Origin of the sequence: Pseudomonas vanderleydeniana (genome assembly GCF_014268755.2) — a bacterium.
GTDB classification, from domain to species: domain Bacteria; phylum Pseudomonadota; class Gammaproteobacteria; order Pseudomonadales; family Pseudomonadaceae; genus Aquipseudomonas; species Aquipseudomonas vanderleydeniana.
Genome location: NZ_CP077093.1, coordinates 4,915,925 through 4,934,835, shown reverse-complemented (window position 1 = coordinate 4,934,835; position 18,911 = coordinate 4,915,925). Strand labels below are relative to the sequence as shown.

Below are 18,911 nucleotides of genomic sequence, written 5' to 3'. Positions count from 1 at the left end.
TTGGCACCGGGCCAACCCCCTCGGTCTGAACGGTATGCACGGTGGTCGTCCGGTCCTGGTGGCCTGATGCCGAACGCCTGTGCGTCCAGAGGTCATCGGCCCGTTGCGCATCGAGCGCCTGCCTGGCAGGCCTCACCGGACCGCGCCTGGAAACATATTCACCGCGCAGCGCACCAGCCTCGGGGGCGGTGGCGAGCCAGATCAGCGAATCCGCACCTCTGTTCCGGGGAGAGGGAAAAGGGTCGCCCCTGGACAGATCACACATCAGGTAATCGAGGAGGGGATTGCCGGTGCTCGACGTGAGCGCCTCGGTCAGCGATTCGGTCCTGGCCCTGCCCCGTCCGAGCAGGGTGAGCGTGGCGCCACGCGTGGCGAACTCGGTGGCCGCAGCCTGGCCGATGCCTCTGGTGGCTCCCGTGACCAGCACGACTTTGTTTTTCAGATCCTGCACTGCGCAAAAAAAAACGCCTCTCCATCATTTCTCCACAAAACCTCCCACGGAAGCGCATTTTTCTTGCGCATAATGTCCGCTACCCATGACAGAGCCTGGCAGCCCGGGTACAGGGCTGGCGGGCGCCGGAACAGGGGCGGATATCGCCCGCAGCCAGTTGACCGAGTGACATATGAGTGATTTCCCGACAGCGGCGTCGACGCGAATGGACACTTCCAGAGAGATTCAGGCACTGGTGCTGATTGCCGAGGACGAGCCTGAAATCGCCGATATCCTGGCGGCCTATCTGGCGCGGGCGGGCTATCGCACGGTGCATGCCCTCGATGGCCGCATTGCCCTCGACCTGCACCAGAAACTCAAGCCCGACCTGGTGCTGCTGGATGTGCGGATGCCGAACCTGGACGGCTGGATGGTGCTGGCCGAGCTGCGGCACCGCGGGCGTACGCCGGTGATCATGCTGACCGCACAGGACCAGGACATGGACAAGCTGATGGGCCTGCGCATCGGTGCGGATGACTACATCGTCAAGCCGTTCAATCCCGCCGAGGTGGTCGCCCGGGTGCAGGCGGTCCTGCGCCGTTCCATCGATTATGCCCAGGGTGCCGCTGCCGGCCTGCTGCGGGTGGGGGCCTTCGAGATCGACCTGCAGGCGCATGAGGTGCAGGTGCGCACCGAGCTGGACACGGTCGGGCTGAACCTGACCGTGACGGAGTTCCGCTTGCTGGCCCAATTGGCGAAGGCGCCGAAGCGGGTGTTCAGCCGCGCCGAACTGCTCGCCACCTGCCTGCCTGAAAGCGACAGCCTGGAACGGACCGTCGACAGCCACATCAGCAAGCTGCGCCGCAAGATCGAGGAGCTGGGGCTGCAGGGTGTGCCGGAGAGTATCCGCGGTGTCGGCTACCGGTTCGGGAGTGGCCTGTGAAGCGGTCCGGTGGCTTGAGCCGGCAGATCATCTTCTCGATGTCGGCGGTGGTGCTGTGCGTCATTGCGCTGAGCGTGGTCGGCTCCTATGTGTTCTATGCGCTGCTGTCGGAAATTTCGCCACCCACGGAAGCCGAGATGGACGAATGGCTGCCGTCAGGGATGGAGTGGCTGTGGATGGCCCTGACCACCTGCATTAGCCTGGGGGTGGGTGCCGTGGCGGCGATCAAGCTGTCCCGCCGGATCCTGATGCCGTTGAACTCGGTGGCCACGAGTCTGCGGCGGCTGGCGGACGGTGATCTCGAGGCCCGTGCCGTCGCCGGTGACCAGTCACTGGGCGAAGCCTCCGTGCTGGTGGATGACTTCAACAGCATGGCCAGCCGCTTGCAGCGCATGGCACAGGAGCAGGCTTTCTGGAATGCCGCGATCGCCCATGAATTGCGCACGCCGCTGACGATCCTGCGTGGGCGTTTGCAAGGCCTGGCCGAAGGGGTTTTCACGCCGGATACGGCGCAGTTCTACGGCCTGCTGACGCAGGTCGAGGGACTGACGCGGCTGATCGAGGACCTGCGCGTCGTGGGCCTGGCGGACAGCGGTTATCTCGAACTCAACCTGCAGGAAACCGACCTGGCTATGGGTATCGAAGCCGAGGTCCAGCTGTTCGAACCCAGCCTGCAGGCGGCGGGGTTCACCTTGCAACTGGATCTGCAACGACGCTCCGTTCGGTGTGACGTGGCCAGGATCCGCCAGGCGCTGCTGGCCTTGCTGGAAAATGTGCGCAGGCACGCCACGCCGGGGAATGTCGCCGTGCAGTTGGGTACCAGAGCGAACCTCAACTACCTGCGGGTCGAGGACAGCGGCCCCGGCATCGACGAGGCGTTCGCCACCCATATTTTCGAGGCCTTCCAGCGCGGTGACACGTCGCGCTCGAGAGCCCAGGGCGGCAGCGGCCTGGGCCTGGCAGTCGTCCGGGCCATCGCCGTGGCACATGGGGGAGCGGTGACCTGCCGCAACACCGAGAACGCCGGGACGCTGTTCGAGCTCAGTTGGCCGGTCTGATCATGCCAGCTCGCTTCCTGGCTTTTGCGCAACGCGGCGTGCATGGCCTTTTCAGGGCTTGGCAGCGCAGTGGATATCGCCACTTTGCCTTGCTGGACAGCCGCGGTGTCTGTATCGCGTTCAGGAGCGGTTGCCGCAGGCCGGAAAACGGCCGCTGGGTGGAGGTCAGCGAAACAAGGCTGGCCTGGCTCGGTCAAGTATTGCCCGAGCACATTGTAATCAACTGATTACTCATACTAACAAAGATTGTGGTGTATTCGGGCCGAGTCTCTCGTAGTCTCGCGCCAGGTATTTCTATGTTTGAAGAATCATTGAATTGTAAAAAAGTTTACCGGGCCGAACGCATTCGGCAGTTTGACTTTTATTCGCAAAAGTTGAAAAGGCTGCAGAAATTCTGGGGACCATTTCAATGGGTTGCACCCCTATTGGCTCTGGCACTTTGCATAGTGGGCGTCATTCTTTCGTTGGCTACCCGGTCATATGCACATTGGCTGTTTTTTGTGCCTGCCATCTGCCTGCTGATGATAACGGAGATGGTCGTCGAGGAGGTCCAGACAAGGCTTCAGTTGATCACCGATGAACATCGCGACCTGCTCGGCGCCACGCAATACCGGGCTTCGCAAGCGGTCGTGCAGGTACATCCCTGCCGGGTGCAGCGTTGGTCGGCGATCCATCAGGCCGCTGATACTGGTCTGCGATAACACCTGCATCCAGCCAAGCCTGAATAACCCACGGCATCTTTATCTCGACGAGTTTCCCATGTCGCCCGTAACACCAAAAATATTGATCGAAGAAAGCCGGAAGATCGGTCAACAGTCTGCCTACCAGACGCTCAAGGCCATTGCCAGGGCCTATCCTGGCAAGTTGTTCTGCACACTATCTTTGGTGGCGTTGGAGAATCTGCTGTTGCTGGCTTATCCCTTGTTCGCCGGTTTTGCGGTGGACTCGATCATCCAGGGTAATACACTTCACGCACTGCTTTATGCCGCTGTCGTGTTCATGTTCTGGTTTGTCGGTGCGCTGCGCCGTGCGGTCGATACCCGTACGTTCACCCGTATTTATGCCGATCTTGCGGTACCGGTCATCCTCAACCAGCGATCGCAGAACCACAGCACCTCGAAAGTCGCCGCGCGAGTGGTGCTGGCCCGGGACTTCGTCGACTTCTTCGAGAAGCACGTCCCCATCATCAGCACGGCGCTGGTGTCGATTGTCGGGGCGGCCGCGATGTTGCTGGTGATCGAGTTCCGGGTCGGGCTCGGCTGCCTGCTGGTACTGCTGCTGTGCGTGACGTTGTTGCCACGCTTTGCCGGACGAAACCAGCTGTTGCATGAGCGCCTGAACGATCGCCTGGAAAAGGAAATCGGCCTGGTGGAGAAAGTCGGCGCCCAGACCCTGCATCGCCACTATCGCCTGTTGTCCCGGCTGCGTATCTGGCTGTCGGACCGCGAGGCTGCGGCCTACCTGTTTATCGGCTCCCTGGCGGCGTTGCTGTTTGCCCTGGCGATCAGCCAGATGGCGTTGTCTTCCGGCATCAAGGCCGGCCATGTGTATGCGGTGATGACCTATCTGTGGACCTTCGTCAGTTGCCTGGATGAAGCGCCGGGGATGGTCGACCAGCTGGCGCGTCTGAGGGACATCGGCAAGCGGGTCGATCCGGGCCTGGGGGAGGCGGCGCCCTGAGTCTTCTGGTGTTCGAAAAACGGCTCACCGCTTGGTGAGCCTGTACCCCCCCGTGCGTATAGGTGACGACTATCAAGCCTCTTATCAGATCGCAAACCGGCCGGGCGCTGTGCCTGCTATCGCTGGCCCTGTGGGGCCTGGCCGGTTGTTCGGCGACCCCCGTACCGCCGTTGACGGCGTCGCTGCCCGATGTCTGGCAGAACGCGCCGGCTCCTGTCCGGACGCCGCAACCGGCACTTCAGCAATGGTGGCATGCCTTCAATGATCCGGCGCTCGATGCCCTGGTCGAGCAGGCACTGCGCAACAACCTGGAGGTCGCCGCCGCCGTGCAGCGCCTGCGTGCAACCCGGCTGCTGAGCCAGCACTCGTCATCCGCCTACCTGCCTTCGCTGGGCATCAACACCCGGGATGCCATCAGCCCGGATACCAGTACGTCCTACTTCCTGGTCGGTTTCGACGCGCAGTGGGAACTGCCGCTGTTCGGCATGAGGGAAGGCGTCGACCGCCTTGCCCAGGGCAATCTGGCCTGGCAGGAATCGGAGCTGCGCACGGTACAGGTGTCGCTGGTCGCGGAGGTCTGTCGAAACTGGATCGAGCTGCGAGCGGCTCAACAGGGGCTGGCCAGCCTGGGAGCCATTCGTGATACCCAGCGCGAAAAGCTGGAGCTGTTGCTCGTGCGCGAGCGGCTCAAGCTGGCATCGGCCTCGCAGGTATCGGCAGCCAGGGGCGCGCTGGACCAGGCCGAGATGGCCCTGACCAGGCCACGGCAGCAGATCAACCGCAAGGTCCGGCAACTGGCGGTGCTCCTTGCCCGCAGCCAGCCGGACCCCGCCTGGCTGCAGCCCGGGCCGGTGCCGCAATTGGGGGCCTGGCAACTGGGCAACGTACCGGCGGACCTGCTGCGCACGCGGCCGGAAATCTCCGCCGCCGAGGCCCAGGTCATCATTGCCGCGGGCAATCTGGGTATCAGTCGTGCCGATGTCTACCCGCACATCAGCCTGGGCTCTTCACTGCAGTGGTCATTGAACGTTGCCAGCAATCGCCGGCATGCGCGCAGTGGCAACAGCATTTTCTCCTTCGGGCCGGGGATCAATCTTCCGCTGTTCGACTGGGGGCAGCGGATAGCCTCTGCGCAGGCCAGGGATCATGAATTGCAAGCCGCGCTCCTGGCCTACCGGCAGTCGGTGCTGGAGGGGGGCGCCGAGGTTGAAACCGCTCTGGGCGATCTTGAACAACTGCGCCTGCGGGAGCAGTCGTCCCGACAGAGCCAGGCGGCGGCCGAGGCACACCTGGAGGCCCGGCAGCAGCAGCTGCGGTTGGGGCTCCTGAGCCGGCTGGAGCTGGACGGCGCGCGCGTTGCCGGCCTGCGTGCCCAACAACAGGTCGACAGCGCCAGTGCCGAGCGCGGCATCGCCTATGTCGCGTTGTACAAGGCGCTGGGCGGTGCGGCGTTGCCTGTCGTGGCTGCGACGGAGGTCGAGTGATGGTCGCGTTGGCTCGCCAGACCCTGATCCATGAATGGCGCCGTTTCCTGCCGGCAATGATTGCCGTGGGGTTTGCCGGGCTGTTGCAGCTGCTCCAGGCCGGGCTGGTGCTGGGCATCTTCGGCAGTGCCAGCGTCTACATCAACGGTTCCAGTGCCCAGCTCTGGGTCGGTTATCCCGGTACCCAGAGCGTCAACCTGGGCCGCCCGATCGACGCGGGCGTGGAGATGCACTTGCGCATGGACGCCGATGTCCTGGCCGTCGAGCCGTTCCAGTGGATCGATGCCGATTGGCGTGGCGCCCGGGATACGGGGGGTGTTTCGGTGTTCGTCAGCGGGATCGATGCCCGGCCGCAGGGGCTGATGTTCCAGCGGATACTGCCAGCCGAGCTGCGCGCGCGGCTGAACGAACCCGGGGCGGTCATCGTCGACCGGGCTGACCTGGACAGCCTGGGTGTGCGGCCTGGCGAGACGGCCACCCTCAACGGTCATCGCGTGCGTGTGGTCGGCGTCACCAGCGGTTTGCGGGCCCTGGGTGGGGTGAATGTGCTGGCCTCCCTGGCAACGGCCCGACAACTCGATGGCACTGGCGAGGATGACAGGACCACTTACCTGGTGGCCAGCGTGCGCGACCCGGCCCAGGCGGCGGCGGTGGCCGCACGTCTCGAAGGCGCTGCCGCCTTCGGCAACTACGCCGTATGGACCGCGGAGCAGTTCGCCCAGCGCTCGCAGATGTACTGGATGTTCGATACCGGTGCCGGCGCCGGTGTGCTGTTCCTGGCGGCGATCGTGTTCCTGGTGGGCGCCGTGATCACCAGCCAGACGCTGGTGGCGGCGGTCATCGGCTCGATTCGCGAGTACGCCACCCTCAATGCCCTCGGGGTCGGCGTGAATGCCCTGCGCAAGGTGGTGATGGAGCAGGCGTTCTGGGTCGGTGCACTGGGTCTGCTGGCCAGCTGTGTGCTGGCCGGCCTGCTGTTCGCCGTGGCGGGCTACTACAACGTGCCGGTGGCACTTTCACCCGTGACCGTGGCGGCGTGCCTGCTGCTGAGCATGGCCCTGGCGCTGCTGTCCGGCCTGGCCGCCATCCGCACCCTGCGTCATGCCGACCCGGCCAGCCTCCTGAGATAGAACCGTCCATGTACGACCAGACATCGGCAACACCGATCACCCTGCAAGCCTGTGCGATCAGCAAGTCTTTCCTCTCGGGGCGGATCAGCACTCCGGTGCTGCATGACATCAGCCTGGCGATACACCCTGGCGAGCTGACACTGATTTCCGGTCCTTCCGGCTGCGGGAAAAGTACCCTGCTGGCGATCCTCAGCGGCTTGCAGCGCCCGGACCAGGGGCGCGTGCTGGCCCTTGGGCAGGACCTGACAAGGCTCGATGCCGGCGCCCTGGAGCGCTTTCGGCTGCAGCACACGGGGTTCGTGTTCCAGGGCTTCAATCTGTTCCCGGCCCTGACCGCGCAGCAGCAGGTCGAACTGCCGCTGGACTACCTCGGGCTTGCACCCGCCGAAGGCCGTCAGCGGGCGATCCGGGCGCTGGAGGACGTTGGCCTGGGCGCACGCATGCACCTGCGTCCCGCCGAGTTGTCCGGCGGCGAGAAGCAGCGGGTCGCCATCGCCCGCGCGGTGGCGAAGGAGCCCAGGCTGCTGTTCGCCGACGAGCCCACCAGTGCCCTGGATGCGGCCAACGGCCAGGTGATCATCGACATCCTGCACCGGATCGCCCGCGAGCGCGGGACCACCGTGCTCTGCGTCAGCCATGACCCACGCCTGGTCAGCCATACCGATCGCGTCCTGAACATAGAAGACGGGCGCATTCTCAACGATCACCGGGCAGCGCCTCGACGCACCCGTGCTACCGATCCCCAGGAACACTTCCTATGAATCTCTACTCGCTTCGCCCGTGGCTGTTGCTGTCGGGCGTACTCCTGCTGTTGACCGGTTGCCCCCGGAACGAGCCACCCCCCAGGCCGGACGCTGCGGCCAGCCCGTACGTGGCGGTCGCCCGTGGCCGCGTCGATGTCGAAGGTGGTCTGCTCAAGCTCGGGGTCAGTCGCGATGGCGTGGTGGCACGCGTGCAGGTGAAGGAGGGGGATCGGGTCAGCAAGGGCCAGTTGCTCGCGACCCTGGACAGCGAGTTGGCAAACCTGGCCGTGGCGGCCGCCCAGGGCGAGCAACAGCAGGTTCGGCTGCAGGCCCGGCAGTTGGACAGGCGCCTGCACCTCGCCGAGCAGAAGGCCAGGCGTTTGGCGAAGGCCGCCGCTGCCGGCGCCGGCGACAGCCAGAGTGCCGAGGATGCACGGGAAATCGCCGAGCAGTTGCGCGATGAGGTGCACAAGAGTCGCATCGATGCCGACACCGCCGCGAGAAAGCTGGCCACCGCGCGTTATGAGCTGGCGCAGCGCCAACTTCGCGCACCGGTCGACGGCCATGTCGTACGGCGCCTGATCCAGCCCGGTACGACGGTCTCCGCACAATCGGGACCGTCATTCATCCTGCTGCCGGCCGGGGCTCGTATCGTGCGGGCCGAGCTCAACGAGTCCTTCGCCGGCGTGGTTGCCGCCGGGATGAAGGCCGAGGTCACGGACGAGGGCGGTGGCCGCCTGGCACCGCTGTCCGCCCATGTCGTGCGGATCGGCGAGGTGCTTGGGGCAAGCACGCTGGAAGACGATCCGGCGGTTCGCGCGAACCTGCGTACCGTGGAATGCATCCTGGCCTTCGATTCGCCCGAACCGGCATCCCTGCGCGTGGGACAGCGCCTGCTGGTGCGATTCACCCCGCAGTAAACCCTTTGGTCGTTCTCTCTCAACGCTTCAGCATCCGTCAGTCGACGGTCGAGGAAAACCCATGCTTCCAGCACTCTATGTTGCCAAAACGGGCCTGGCGGCCCAGGACACCCAGCTGACCACGATTTCCAACAACCTGGCCAACGCCTCGACCACCGGCTTCAAGCGTGATCGTGCCGAATTCCAGGACCTGCTGTACCAGGTCAAGCGTCAGCCTGGCGCCCAGTCGACCCAGGACAGCGAACTGCCGTCGGGCCTGCAACTGGGTACCGGTGTGCGCATCGTGGGTACGCAGAAGAACTTCGCCGCCGGCAGCCTGCAGGTCACCGACCAGCCGCTGGACATCGCGGTCAACGGCCGTGGCTTCTTCCAGATCCTGCAACCGGATGGCACCACGGCCTACACCCGTGACGGTACCTTCCACCTGGACAACACCGGCCAGATCGTCACCGCCGCCGGTTTTGCCCTGCAGCCGGCCATCGTGATCCCGAACAACGCCCAGACCTTCACCGTCGGCAAGGACGGCACCGTCTCGATCACCACCGCCGGCAACCCGGCGTCGCAGGTGATCGGCAACCTGCAGACCGCCGACTTCATCAACCCGGCCGGCCTGCAGGCCATTGGTGGCAACCTGTTCCTGGAGACCGCCGCCAGCGGTGCGCCGCAGGTCAGCACCCCGGGCCTGAACGGTTTCGGAACCACCGAGCAGAGCACCCTGGAGGCCTCCAACGTCAGCACCGTGGAGGAGATGGTCAACATGATCACCACCCAGCGTGCCTACGAGATGAATTCCAAGGTCATCAAGACCGCCAGCGACATGCTGGGCAGCCTCACGCAGAAACTCTGAGGGGGCCTGGCCTGGCCGCCTGGGGTGACGTGAGTCTCGGGGCTCACGCCACTCCAGGCCCGCCGGTGGGGGCGGGTAGGAATCAGTGATGCTTCACGGCTTGCAGCGCGGGGCCCGAACGCTGGCGCAGCAGTCCGGTGATCAGCATCGCCCCGGCCACCGCCGCGGTCATCAGCGTCTCGTAGCGGTAGGATTCGCTGAACAGCATGTAGCCCAGCACCAGCGCGATCAGCCCGATCACCAGCCAGGTGAGCCACGGGAACAGCCACATGCGCAGTTCCAGCTGACGGCCTTCGCGGTCGGCGCGACGGCGCATGCGCAGTTGCGAGACGGCGATCACCAGGTACACCAGCAGGGCGATGGCGCCGGTGGTGGAGAGCAGGAAGCCGAACACCTGGCCGGGGAACAGGAAGTTGATGCCGCAGCCGACGAAACCGGCCAGGGTCGAGATGCTCACGGCCACCACCGGCACGCCACGGCGCGAGATGTAGCGCACGGCGGCAGGGCCGTCACCGCGGCTGGACAGCGAGTAGACCATGCGCGAGGCGGTGTAGAGCCCGGAGTTCATGCAACTGGTCACGGCGACGAAGACCACGATGTCGACCATCAGCTTGGCGCCCGGCACGTTGATCACTTCCAGTGCGCGCTGGAACGAGCCCACCTCCACCAGGCGCGGATCATTCCAGGCCACCAGGGCGACCACGAAGAAGATCGAGCACAGGTAGAACAGGGCGATACGGTACACCACCAGGTTGGTGGCGCGACGGATCTTGGCCTGCGGGTTCTCGGTTTCGTCGGCGGCGATGGTGACGATTTCCGCGCCGAAGAACGAGAAGATGGTGATCAGCACACCGCCCAGTACGGCACCGAAGCCATGGGGCATGAAGCCGCCATTGGAGAAGATCTGGCCGATGCCCGACACCTGCGGTGCCAGCGGGAACACCCCGCACACGGCCAGCGTGGCGACCACGATGAAGCCGACGATGCCGATGATCTTGACCAGCGCGAACCAGTACTCGAAGGCGCCGAAGTTGCTGACGCTGACCAGGTTGGTGCCGGCCAGCACCACCATGATCAGCAGGGCGTAGGCCCACGATGGAATCATCGGCAGCCAGGCGTGCAGGATGTCGGCGCCGGCGATCGCCTCCACCGGAATGATCAGCACCCAGAACCACCAGTACAGCCAGCCGATGGTGAAGCCGGCCCACGGGCCGATGGCCTCGCTGGCGTAGGTGGAGAACGAGCCGCTGTCGGGGTTGGAGATGGCCATTTCGGCGAGCATGCGCATCACCAGCAGCACCAGCAGGCCGGTCATCGCGTAGGACAGCAGAATGGCCGGCCCCGCCGTGGCGATGGCCTTGGACGAGCCGATGAACAGGCCGGCACCGATGATGCCGGCAATCGAGATCATCGAAACCTGCCGCGCGGACAGGCCTTTTTTGAGCGTGCGCTCAGGAGCATGTGAAGCCATTGCAGACCCTCATGTACAGGAAGTAGGCGTGCGGCAGGTCCATCGGGCGGTCCTGCCGGGGGAGAGCGGAGCGTCAGGCCTCAGGTGGCCTGTGCCCGATCCGTCTGCGTGTTCGAGGCGCTAGCGCAAGGCGCGCTGCGAGTGTGGGTAGAGCCATGGTGATCGTGTCCTGTTTTAGCGAGTACTTTCGGCAGAAAGTGCAGTCATGGTTTTGTTGTTGTCTGGCAGGGACGACTAAGGGAATTACAGTACGACGCGCAGGCACTGGCCCGCGTGGTACAGGCCGAAGCCCGCGTCGTAGGTGGCGCTGCGCAGTCCTCGGGCGCTGACCGGTTGGGCGTTGGAAAAGGGCATGGGCAGCGCTTGTTTGTCTTCGCCCAGCAGGTATTCGGCCAGCGACTTGCCCACCAGCGTGCCGGTGGTCACGCCGCGGCCGTTGTAGCCGGTGGCGGCGACCAGTCCCGGTGCCGGTTCGAACAGGCGCAGCAGGTGGTCGGGGGTGAAGCCGATGCGGCCGGTCCAGGTGCACTGCCAGTCGAGCTTGCCCAGTTGTGGGAAATAGTGGCTGGCGATACGGTCGGCCCAGCGGCGGATGAACCACAGCGGGTAGTTCGCGGCATTGCCGAGGCTGCCCAGCACCAGGCGGCCTTCGGCGTCGCGGCGGATGCTCGACAGCACGGTGCGGGTGTCCCAGCTGCCCTGGCCGCCCTTGAGCACCTGGTCGGCCGCGGAGCCGGACAGCGGCGTCGAGGCCACCTGGTAGTAGTAGCCGGCGAAGATATGCTTGCCCACTTCGGCCCATTCGCCTTCGGTGTAGGCATTGGACGCGATGATGACCTTGCCGGCCCGCACCGAACCCCTGGCCGTGCTGACACGCCAGCCGTCTTCGGTACGGGCCAGACCGGTCACCGGTGAGTCGCCGTAAAGCTGTGCACCCCGTTGGGTCGCCGCGATTGCCAGCCCCGAGGCGTAGGCCATGGGGTTGACGGTACCGGCGCGATAGTCGAGCAGTGCACCCGAGGCCTGCTCGGTGCCGCAGGCGTCGGCGCAGTCGCGACCGGTGAGCAGTTCCAGCTTCGCCCCGCGGCGTTGCCATTGCTCGACGCGGCTACGCAGGTCCGCGAGTCCGGCGGCGTTGTGCGCCATGTGCAGGGTGCCGGTGCGGGTATCCTGGCAGTCGATGCCGTAGCGGTCGATGTGCTCGAACACCAGCGCCGGAGCGCCGCCCAGGGCGCGGTTGAGGGTGTCTCCGGCGGCCTTGCCAAGCACCTTTTCCACGTCATCCGGCGGCACCCAGGTGCCGGCATTGACCAGCCCGACGTTGCGCCCGGAACCGCCGTGGCCGACCTGGTGGGCTTCGACGATGCACACCGAACGGCCGTCCTCGAGCAGTCGCAAGGCTGCCGAGAGTCCGGTGAAACCCGCGCCGATGATGCAGACATCGGCGTCATGTTCACCGACCAGCGGGGTGTGGGAGGGGCGTTGTGGAGTGGCCAGTTCCCACAGACAGGCCTTTTGCAGTTGCGGCATCGAAGTGACTCCTGATTTCAACGCCATGAAGAGAGCGGGGCCATCGACCGGCGATGACCCCGGATACCGGTCAGTCGAACACGATGCCCTGGGCCAGTGGCAGCTCGCGGGAGTAGTTCACGGTGTTGGTCTGGCGACGCATGTAGCCTTTCCAGGCATCGGAGCCGGATTCGCGACCCCCGCCGGTTTCCTTCTCGCCACCGAAGGCGCCCCCGATTTCCGCACCGCTGGTGCCGATGTTGACGTTGGCGATGCCGCAGTCGCTGCCGCTGGCGCTCTGGAACGCTTCGGCCTCGCGCACGTCGGTGGTGAAAATGCACGACGACAGGCCCTGGGGCACTTCGTTGTTCAGGCGCAGCGCCTCTTCGAAATCGTCGTAGCCGATGACGTAGAGGATCGGCGCGAAGGTCTCGTGGCGCACCACGGCGGACTGGCCCGGCATCTCCACCAGCGCCGGGCTGACGTAGTAGGCGTTCGGGTAGCGGTCGGCGAGCTGGCGTTCACCGCCGAACACCTGGCCGCCTTCGTCGCGGGCCTGGGTCAGGGCGTTCTGCATGGCGTTGAAGCTCTGCTGGTCGATCAGCGGGCCGATCAGGTTGCCTTCCCGGGGATCGCCGATACGCACCTTGCCGTAGGCGGACTTGACCCGGGCAATGACCTCGGCCTTGACCGAGTTGTGCACGAACAGCCGGCGCAGGGTGGTGCAACGCTGGCCGGCGGTGCCGACGGCGCTGAACAGCACGGCGCGCACGGCCAGGTCGAGGTCGGCGCTCGGCGCCAGGATCATGGCGTTGTTGCCGCCCAGTTCAAGGATGCTGCGGCCGAAACGCGCGGCAACCCGTGGGCCCACTTCGCGGCCCATGCGGGTGCTGCCGGTGGCGCTGACCAGGGCGACGCGGCTGTCGTCGACCAGCACTTCGCCGGCCTGGCGATCGCCGATGATCAGTTGCGCCAGGCCTTCGGGGGCCTCGCCGAAACGGGCCAGGGCCTTGTCGAACAGTGCCTGGCTGGCCAGGGCGGTCAGCGGGGTCTTTTCCGACGGCTTCCAGATCACCGCGTTACCGCACACCAGTGCCAGCGCGGTGTTCCAGGCCCAGACCGCGACCGGGAAGTTGAAGGCGCTGATCACCCCGACCACGCCCAGCGGGTGCCAGGTTTCACGCATGTGGTGGCCCGGACGCTCGGAGGCGATGGTCAGGCCGTACAACTGGCGGGACAGGCCGACCGCGAAATCGCAGATGTCGATCATCTCCTGGACTTCGCCCAGGCCTTCCTGGGTGATCTTGCCGGCCTCGATGGACACCAGTTCGCCGAGGTCGGCCTTGTGCTCGCGCAACACTTCGCCGAATACCCGCACCAGCTCGCCACGGCGCGGCGCCGGCACCTTGCGCCAGGCTTCGAAGGCGCTCTGGGCGGTGGTGATGCGCGACAGCACCTGGTCGCGATCCTCAAGCTTGACCGAGCCGATACGGCTGCCGTCGATAGGGGTATGGACCGCGTAGTTGCCTTCGCCATAAGCGTGGGCGGGAACCCCCAGGCGCTGCAGCAGTTGACTGATCATTATTCGGACTCCTTTGGCGTTGCGACAGGAACAATTGACGTGGGTCAGTATCAGCGCCGAAAGCGTGGCCGAACAAACGAGCAAAATTCCAAATATCATTCCTTTGTGGAATTCAACGGGGCGAAGTCCATTAAATCGGGAGCGATTCATTCATGCTTCCCCCTCTAGAAAAGGGGTGGAAGGTGGAATTCTGGCTGTGACAGCGCGACTTCATGAATCAAAGGAATGAATCCGCGACTATTTATCGTTTGTCTTGCTCGCACCTGCTCGCTTGAATGGAGGCACTTTCACCAGCAACGGCAGCGGGCCATGAATCAGGATTGCATCAGCCAATCGATCAACATCGTTCACCCTGTGGAACTGAGCCACGGGCGCAACGCACAAGTCTGGGACAGCGCCGGCAAGCGCTACATCGATTTCATCGGCGGTATCGGCGTGCTCAACCTCGGGCACTGCAACGAGGCGGTGGTCGCGGCCATTCGCGAGCAGGCCGGGCGCATGACCCACGCCGCCTTCAACGCCGTGCCCCATGACCAGTACGCGGCCTATATGCGGGCACTGGCCGAATTCGTACCGGTCGGCTATGCGCTGTCCGGCATGCTCACCAACAGCGGCGCGGAAGCGGCGGAGAACGCGCTGAAGATCGTCCGTGGTGCGACCGGTCGCAGCGGTGTGGTCGCCTTCGATGGCGGCTTTCATGGACGCACCCTGGCGACCCTGAACCTCAACGGCAAGGTGGCCCCGTACAAGCAGAAGGTCGGCAGCCTGCCGGGACCGGTGTTCCACCTGCCGTACCCCAGCGTGGATACCGGCGTCACGCCCGAACAGGCGCTGAAGGCGCTGGAGCGGCTGATCAGCGTGGAAATCGCGGTCGAGGACATCGGCGCGATCTTCATCGAGCCGGTGCAGGGCGAGGGCGGCTTCCTCGCGTTGGATGCAGGGTTTGCCAAGTCGCTACGGGCCTTCTGCGACCGCCATGGCATCGTGCTGGTGATCGATGAAGTGCAGTCGGGCTTTGGCCGTACCGGCGAGCGCTTTGCCTTTACCCGGCTGGGTATCGAACCGGACCTGCTGCTGCTCGGCAAGAGCATGGCCGGCGGGGTGCCGCTAGGGGCGGTGGTCGGTCGCCGTGAACTGCTCGATGCCTTGCCAAAAGGTGGGCTGGGCGGTACCTACTCCGGCAACCCGCTGGCCTGCGCCGCCGGCCTGGCAACGCTGGGGCAGATGACCGATGCGAACCTGGCGCGCTGGGGAGAGGTGCAAGGCTCGACCATCGCCCGCTATCACTCGGCCTGGAAACAACGTTTTGCCTGCATCGGTCGCCTGACCGGGGTTGGCGCGATGCGCGGCCTGGAGCTGGTCAACGCCGACGGCAGCCCGGCGCCGCAGCATCTGGCCGCCGTACTGGCCAGTGCCCGGGAGGCTGGCCTGTTGCTGATGCCGAGCGGCAAGGCCCGGCATATCATCCGCCTGCTGCCACCGCTGACCACCGAACCGGCCATTCTGGAAGAAGGCCTGAACATCCTCGAACAATGCCTGGCACAACTGGCCTGAGCGGAGACCTGTCTGATGAGCACTTTTGTTTCACCCGATCGTATTCGTGCCGACTTTTCCCGGGCCATGAGCGCCATGTACCAGGACGAGGTGCCGCTGTATGGCGACCTGATGCAACTGGTGGCCGATACCAACCGCGACACCCTGGCGGCGCAGCCGGACGTGGCGCAGGCGCTGGCCCATACCGGCGAGCTGGAGCGGCTGGACCTGGAGCGCCACGGTGCGATTCGGGTCGGCACGGCCACGGAGCTGGCGACCCTGGGGCGTCTGTTCGCGGTCATGGGCATGCAGCCGGTGGGTTACTACGACCTGACTGCGGCGGGGGTGCCGGTGCATTCCACGGCCTTTCGCGCGGTGGACGAGCGTGCCTTGCGCGCCAGTCCATTCCGGGTATTCACCTCGCTGCTGCGTCTGGAGCTGATCAAGGACGTCGAACTGCGGGCCTTTGCCGAGCGCACCCTGGCGGCACGGCAGATCTTCACCCCGCGCGTGCTGGAACTGATTGCCCAGGCTGAGCGCGATGGCGGCCTCGATGAGGCGGCGGCCGGCGAGTTCGTCGCCCAGGCGCTGGAAACCTTCCGCTGGCATGGCCAGGCGACCGTCAGCCTGGCCGACTACCAGCGCCTGGATGGCGCCCACCGGTTGATTGCCGACATCGTCGCGTTCAAGGGGCCGCACATCAACCACCTGACACCGCGTACCCTGGACATCGACCAGGTCCAGGCCGACATGCCGCGCCGCGGCATCACGCCCAAGGCGGTGATCGAGGGGCCGCCACGGCGCAACTGCCCGATCCTGCTGCGCCAGACCAGCTTCAAGGCGCTCAACGAGGCGATCGACTTCGTCGGTTCGCAGGGCGTGGAGCAGGGCAGCCATTCGGCACGTTTCGGCGAGATCGAACAGCGCGGCGTGGCCCTGACGCCGAAAGGCCGTGCGCTGTACGACGCCCTGCTCGGTGAGGCCCGCGAGGCGCTGGGCGGCTTCCCCTCGGAAGCCAACGCGCTGCGCTACAGCGAACTGCTGGCCGAGGCTTTCAAGGCGTTCCCGGATGACTACGAGACCCTGCGCCGCGAGCAATTGGCGTTCTTCCGCTACCGGGCGACCGACCAGGGCCTGGCGGCCAAGGGCTTGTCCGCCGATGTGGACGCGCTGTTGGCGGGGGGGGACCTGGCCTACGAGCCGCTGGTGTACGAAGACTTCCTGCCGGTCAGTGCGGCGGGGATCTTCCAGTCCAACCTGGGTGACAACGCCCAGGCGCATTACGCCGAGCTGGCCAACCGTGATGCCTTCCAGCAGGCGCTGGGCCGGGAGACGCTGGACGAATTGCAGCTGTACCAGCAGGCCGAGCAGGCGTCGCTGCGCGGTGCGCTCGAGGCCTTGCGGGGCTGAACGTCGAGCCCATGAAAAAAGGCCCTTCGGGGCCTTTTTTCGTTAGCGCAAGTGGTTGCCGGTCTGGAGGGTGTCGCTGAGCGACCCCCGGTCAGATCTGCGCCTGGCCGCCGTCGACGAACAGTTCGATACCGTTGACGAAGCTGGCATCGCTGGAGGCCAGGAACAGTGCGGCACTGGCGATCTCTTCCGGCTCACCCACGCGCCCTTGCGGGATCTGCGAGGCGAGGTAATCCAGCAGGCCCTGCTGCTGCGCCGCATCCGGGCCGGCCAGGTCGACCAGGCCGGGGGTGCGGGTGGCGCCCGGGCTGATGGTGTTGACGCGCACGTTGCGGTCCTTCAGGTCCAGGATCCAGTTGCGGGCGAAGGCACGCACGGCGGCCTTGGACGCGGCGTAGACGCTGAAGGCCGCGGTGCCGGAGCTGGCGGCGGTGGAGCCGGTGAGGATCACCGAGGCGTTGTTCGCCAGCAGTGGCAGGGCCTTTTGCACGGTGAACAGCACGCCCTTGACGTTACGGTCGAAGGTGTCGTCGTAGTGCTCTTCGGTGATCTGTCCCAGGGGCAGCATCGAACCGCCGCCGGCGTTGGCGAACAGTACGTCGATCTGGCCGCGCTCGGCCTGGATGCGCTGGTACAGGGCGTCGAGCTGGTCGAGGCGGGTGGAGTCGACCTGCACGCCGGTGGCGTTGCCGACCTGGGCCACGGCGGCGTCCAGTTCGGCCTGGCGGCGGCCGGTGATGTAGACGTGGGCGCCTTCCTGGGCGAAGCGTTTGGCGGTGGCCAGGCCGATGCCGGTGGTGCCGCCGGTGACAACTGCGATTTTGCCTTCAAGTTTGCCGATCATGATGTTTCTCCAAGTGGTTGTTTGCTGCGATGGGAGAAGCTTATCGACGACTCGAATAAATCAAAATAGAAGTGTAGGAAAGTCATCGTTTCAAAAATGAAACGATGATCAGGCCCGGCCTGCGCTGATCGACAGTCCGGCGAGACGCGATCCTCGATCCACCCCGTGCTGTCCATTTGCCCGGGAGGGAGCCGCTTTCGTAAACTGCCGACATTCACCGGGATGCCCAGTCCCGGACCATGACCCGTACGAGCAGGAACCCCGTGGCAAGAAAATCCCGAAGAGAATTGGCGAGTGCCGCCGATGCCGGCGAGCTGCCAGTGACCGTCATCGATGTCGCGCGTGTCGCGGGGGTCTCTCCGATTACGGTTTCGCGTGCGCTGCATCGCCCAGAGCGTGTCAGCGAGAAGACTCGCGAGCGGGTCCTGGAAGTGGTCAAGGCCATGGGCTACGTGCCCAACCTGCTGGCCGGCAGCCTGGCCCTGAGCAAGAGCCGGCTGGTGGCGATCGTGCTGCCCACGCTCGCCAACTCGATCTTTGCCGCCGTGGTCCAGGCGATCATGGAGCGCCTCACCGAAGCGGGGTACCACTCGCTGCTGGGCGCTACCGGCTACTCGCCGGAAAAGGAGGAAGTGCTGCTGGAGGCGATCCTCGGACGCCGACCCGATGGCATCGTCCTCACCGGCACGCTGCACACCGAGGGCAGCCGTGCCCGGCTGGCCTCGGCCGGTATCCCCGTGGTGGAAGCCTGGGACCTGAGCGAGCATGCCCTCGACATGCAGGTCGGCTTTTCCCACGAAGAGGTCGGACGACTTGTCGCCGATTTCTTCCATGCCAAGGGCTACCAGCGCTTCTCGCTGATCACCGTCGACGACCCGCGCGGCATCCGCCGTGGCAATGGCCTGATCGAGCGCCTGGCGGATCACGGCATCCATGAAGTCCCGGTGGAAATCCTGCCGTTGCCCGCCACCTGGGAAGTCGGCCGGGAAGGGCTCAAGCGCCTGCTGACCAGGAAAAACCGGCCGCAGCTGGTGTTCTGCAGTTCCGACACCGTGGCCCTGGGCGTGCTGGCCGAGGCCGCTGCGCAAGGCTTGCGGGTACCGCAGGACATTGCCGTGCTTGGCTTCGGCGACACGACCGACGGTCGCTTCGCCCATCCGGCGCTGTCCACCATCAGCGTCAACTCCGCGCAGATGGGCCGCGCCGTGGCAGAGGCTCTGCTACGCCGCCTGGCGGGCGGCAAGGGCCTGGAGCGACACGACACCGGCTTCTCCCTGATCGAACGCGCCAGCACCTGAAAACACCGCCGTGGCGGAAATTCTTGTTT

17 protein-coding genes and 1 pseudogene are annotated in these 18,911 nt (G+C 65.4%); 13 read left to right on the top strand and 5 right to left on the bottom strand.

Going from position 1 to position 18,911, the window contains the following annotated elements; all coding sequences use genetic code 11:
• Positions 1–310: 310 nt before the first annotated feature.
• A pseudogene (locus tag HU752_RS31840) lies at positions 311–427 on the bottom strand (SDR family NAD(P)-dependent oxidoreductase); the annotation flags it as partial.
• A 196-nt stretch (positions 428–623) separates the two neighbouring features.
• Here HU752_RS31840 and HU752_RS22125 point away from each other — a divergent pair.
• The 10 genes from HU752_RS22125 to flgG all read left to right on the top strand — a co-directional run bounded on the left by HU752_RS22125 (position 624) and on the right by flgG (position 9,235).
• Positions 624–1,373: a response regulator gene (locus HU752_RS22125; protein ID WP_186675323.1), complete on the top strand. Its 750-nt coding sequence runs from the start codon at positions 624–626 to the stop codon at positions 1,371–1,373.
• Positions 1,370–2,431, top strand: a complete 1,062-nt coding sequence (locus HU752_RS22120) for an ATP-binding protein (protein WP_186675324.1) — start codon at positions 1,370–1,372, stop codon at positions 2,429–2,431. The genes HU752_RS22125 and HU752_RS22120 overlap by 4 nt, the downstream gene beginning before the upstream one ends.
• Positions 2,419–2,658 (top strand): hypothetical protein, encoded by a 240-nt coding sequence (locus HU752_RS22115; protein ID WP_367616320.1) that lies wholly within the window; start codon positions 2,419–2,421, stop codon positions 2,656–2,658. The genes HU752_RS22120 and HU752_RS22115 overlap by 13 nt, the downstream gene beginning before the upstream one ends.
• Before the next feature lie 69 nt (positions 2,659–2,727).
• Entirely contained in the window at positions 2,728–3,132 is a 405-nt protein-coding gene (locus HU752_RS22110; RefSeq protein WP_186675325.1) for a hypothetical protein, read from the top strand.
• A 58-nt stretch (positions 3,133–3,190) separates the two neighbouring features.
• The gene (locus HU752_RS22105) at positions 3,191–4,111 is read left to right on the top strand and encodes an ABC transporter six-transmembrane domain-containing protein (protein ID WP_186675326.1); all 921 of its coding nucleotides are present in this window, start codon (positions 3,191–3,193) and stop codon (positions 4,109–4,111) included.
• 62 nt (positions 4,112–4,173) lie between these two features.
• A complete protein-coding gene (locus tag HU752_RS22100; protein WP_186675327.1) occupies positions 4,174–5,595 on the top strand; it encodes a TolC family protein in 1,422 nt (473 codons plus the stop codon).
• Positions 5,595–6,725 (top strand): ABC transporter permease, encoded by a 1,131-nt coding sequence (locus HU752_RS22095; RefSeq protein ID WP_186675329.1) that lies wholly within the window; start codon positions 5,595–5,597, stop codon positions 6,723–6,725. The genes HU752_RS22100 and HU752_RS22095 overlap by 1 nt, the downstream gene beginning before the upstream one ends.
• A gap of 8 nt (positions 6,726–6,733) precedes the next feature.
• The gene (locus HU752_RS22090) at positions 6,734–7,486 is read left to right on the top strand and encodes an ABC transporter ATP-binding protein (protein ID WP_186675331.1); all 753 of its coding nucleotides are present in this window, start codon (positions 6,734–6,736) and stop codon (positions 7,484–7,486) included.
• The gene (locus tag HU752_RS22085) at positions 7,483–8,388 is read left to right on the top strand and encodes an HlyD family secretion protein (protein ID WP_186675333.1); all 906 of its coding nucleotides are present in this window, start codon (positions 7,483–7,485) and stop codon (positions 8,386–8,388) included. The genes HU752_RS22090 and HU752_RS22085 overlap by 4 nt, the downstream gene beginning before the upstream one ends.
• A 61-nt stretch (positions 8,389–8,449) precedes the next feature.
• Positions 8,450–9,235: a flagellar basal-body rod protein FlgG gene (gene flgG, locus HU752_RS22080; RefSeq protein WP_186675335.1), complete on the top strand. Its 786-nt coding sequence runs from the start codon at positions 8,450–8,452 to the stop codon at positions 9,233–9,235.
• Between the two features lie 82 nt (positions 9,236–9,317).
• On the opposite strand, the gene HU752_RS22075 is transcribed toward flgG, so the two are convergent.
• The 3 genes from HU752_RS22075 to amaB form a co-directional block, all read right to left on the bottom strand.
• Positions 9,318–10,706 (bottom strand): amino acid permease, encoded by a 1,389-nt coding sequence (locus HU752_RS22075; protein WP_186675337.1) that lies wholly within the window; start codon positions 10,704–10,706, stop codon positions 9,318–9,320.
• A gap of 243 nt (positions 10,707–10,949) precedes the next feature.
• A complete protein-coding gene (gene amaA, locus HU752_RS22070) occupies positions 10,950–12,236 on the bottom strand; it encodes an L-pipecolate oxidase (protein WP_186675339.1) in 1,287 nt (428 codons plus the stop codon).
• 70 nt (positions 12,237–12,306) lie between these two features.
• Positions 12,307–13,797, bottom strand: a complete 1,491-nt coding sequence (gene amaB, locus HU752_RS22065) for an L-piperidine-6-carboxylate dehydrogenase (RefSeq protein ID WP_186675341.1) — start codon at positions 13,795–13,797, stop codon at positions 12,307–12,309.
• Between the two features lie 309 nt (positions 13,798–14,106).
• Here amaB and HU752_RS22060 point away from each other — a divergent pair, with 309 nt between their 5' ends.
• Complete coding sequence (locus HU752_RS22060) at positions 14,107–15,351, top strand: 2-aminoadipate transaminase (RefSeq protein ID WP_186675343.1); 1,245 nt, start codon at positions 14,107–14,109, stop codon at positions 15,349–15,351.
• Positions 15,352–15,366: 15 nt separating this feature from the next.
• Positions 15,367–16,740 carry a 2-oxoadipate dioxygenase/decarboxylase HglS gene (gene hglS, locus HU752_RS22055; RefSeq protein ID WP_186675345.1) on the top strand — a complete coding sequence of 458 codons (1,374 nt, stop codon included), beginning with the start codon at positions 15,367–15,369 and terminating at the stop codon, positions 16,738–16,740.
• 91 nt (positions 16,741–16,831) lie between these two features.
• On the opposite strand, the gene HU752_RS22050 is transcribed toward hglS, so the two are convergent.
• Positions 16,832–17,584, bottom strand: coding sequence for an SDR family NAD(P)-dependent oxidoreductase (locus HU752_RS22050; protein WP_186675347.1), 753 nt, complete (start codon positions 17,582–17,584; stop codon positions 16,832–16,834).
• A 263-nt stretch (positions 17,585–17,847) separates the two neighbouring features.
• Here HU752_RS22050 and HU752_RS22045 point away from each other — a divergent pair, with 263 nt between their 5' ends.
• Positions 17,848–18,882, top strand: a complete 1,035-nt coding sequence (locus HU752_RS22045) for a LacI family DNA-binding transcriptional regulator (RefSeq protein ID WP_186675349.1) — start codon at positions 17,848–17,850, stop codon at positions 18,880–18,882.
• Positions 18,883–18,911: the final 29 nt, after the last annotated feature.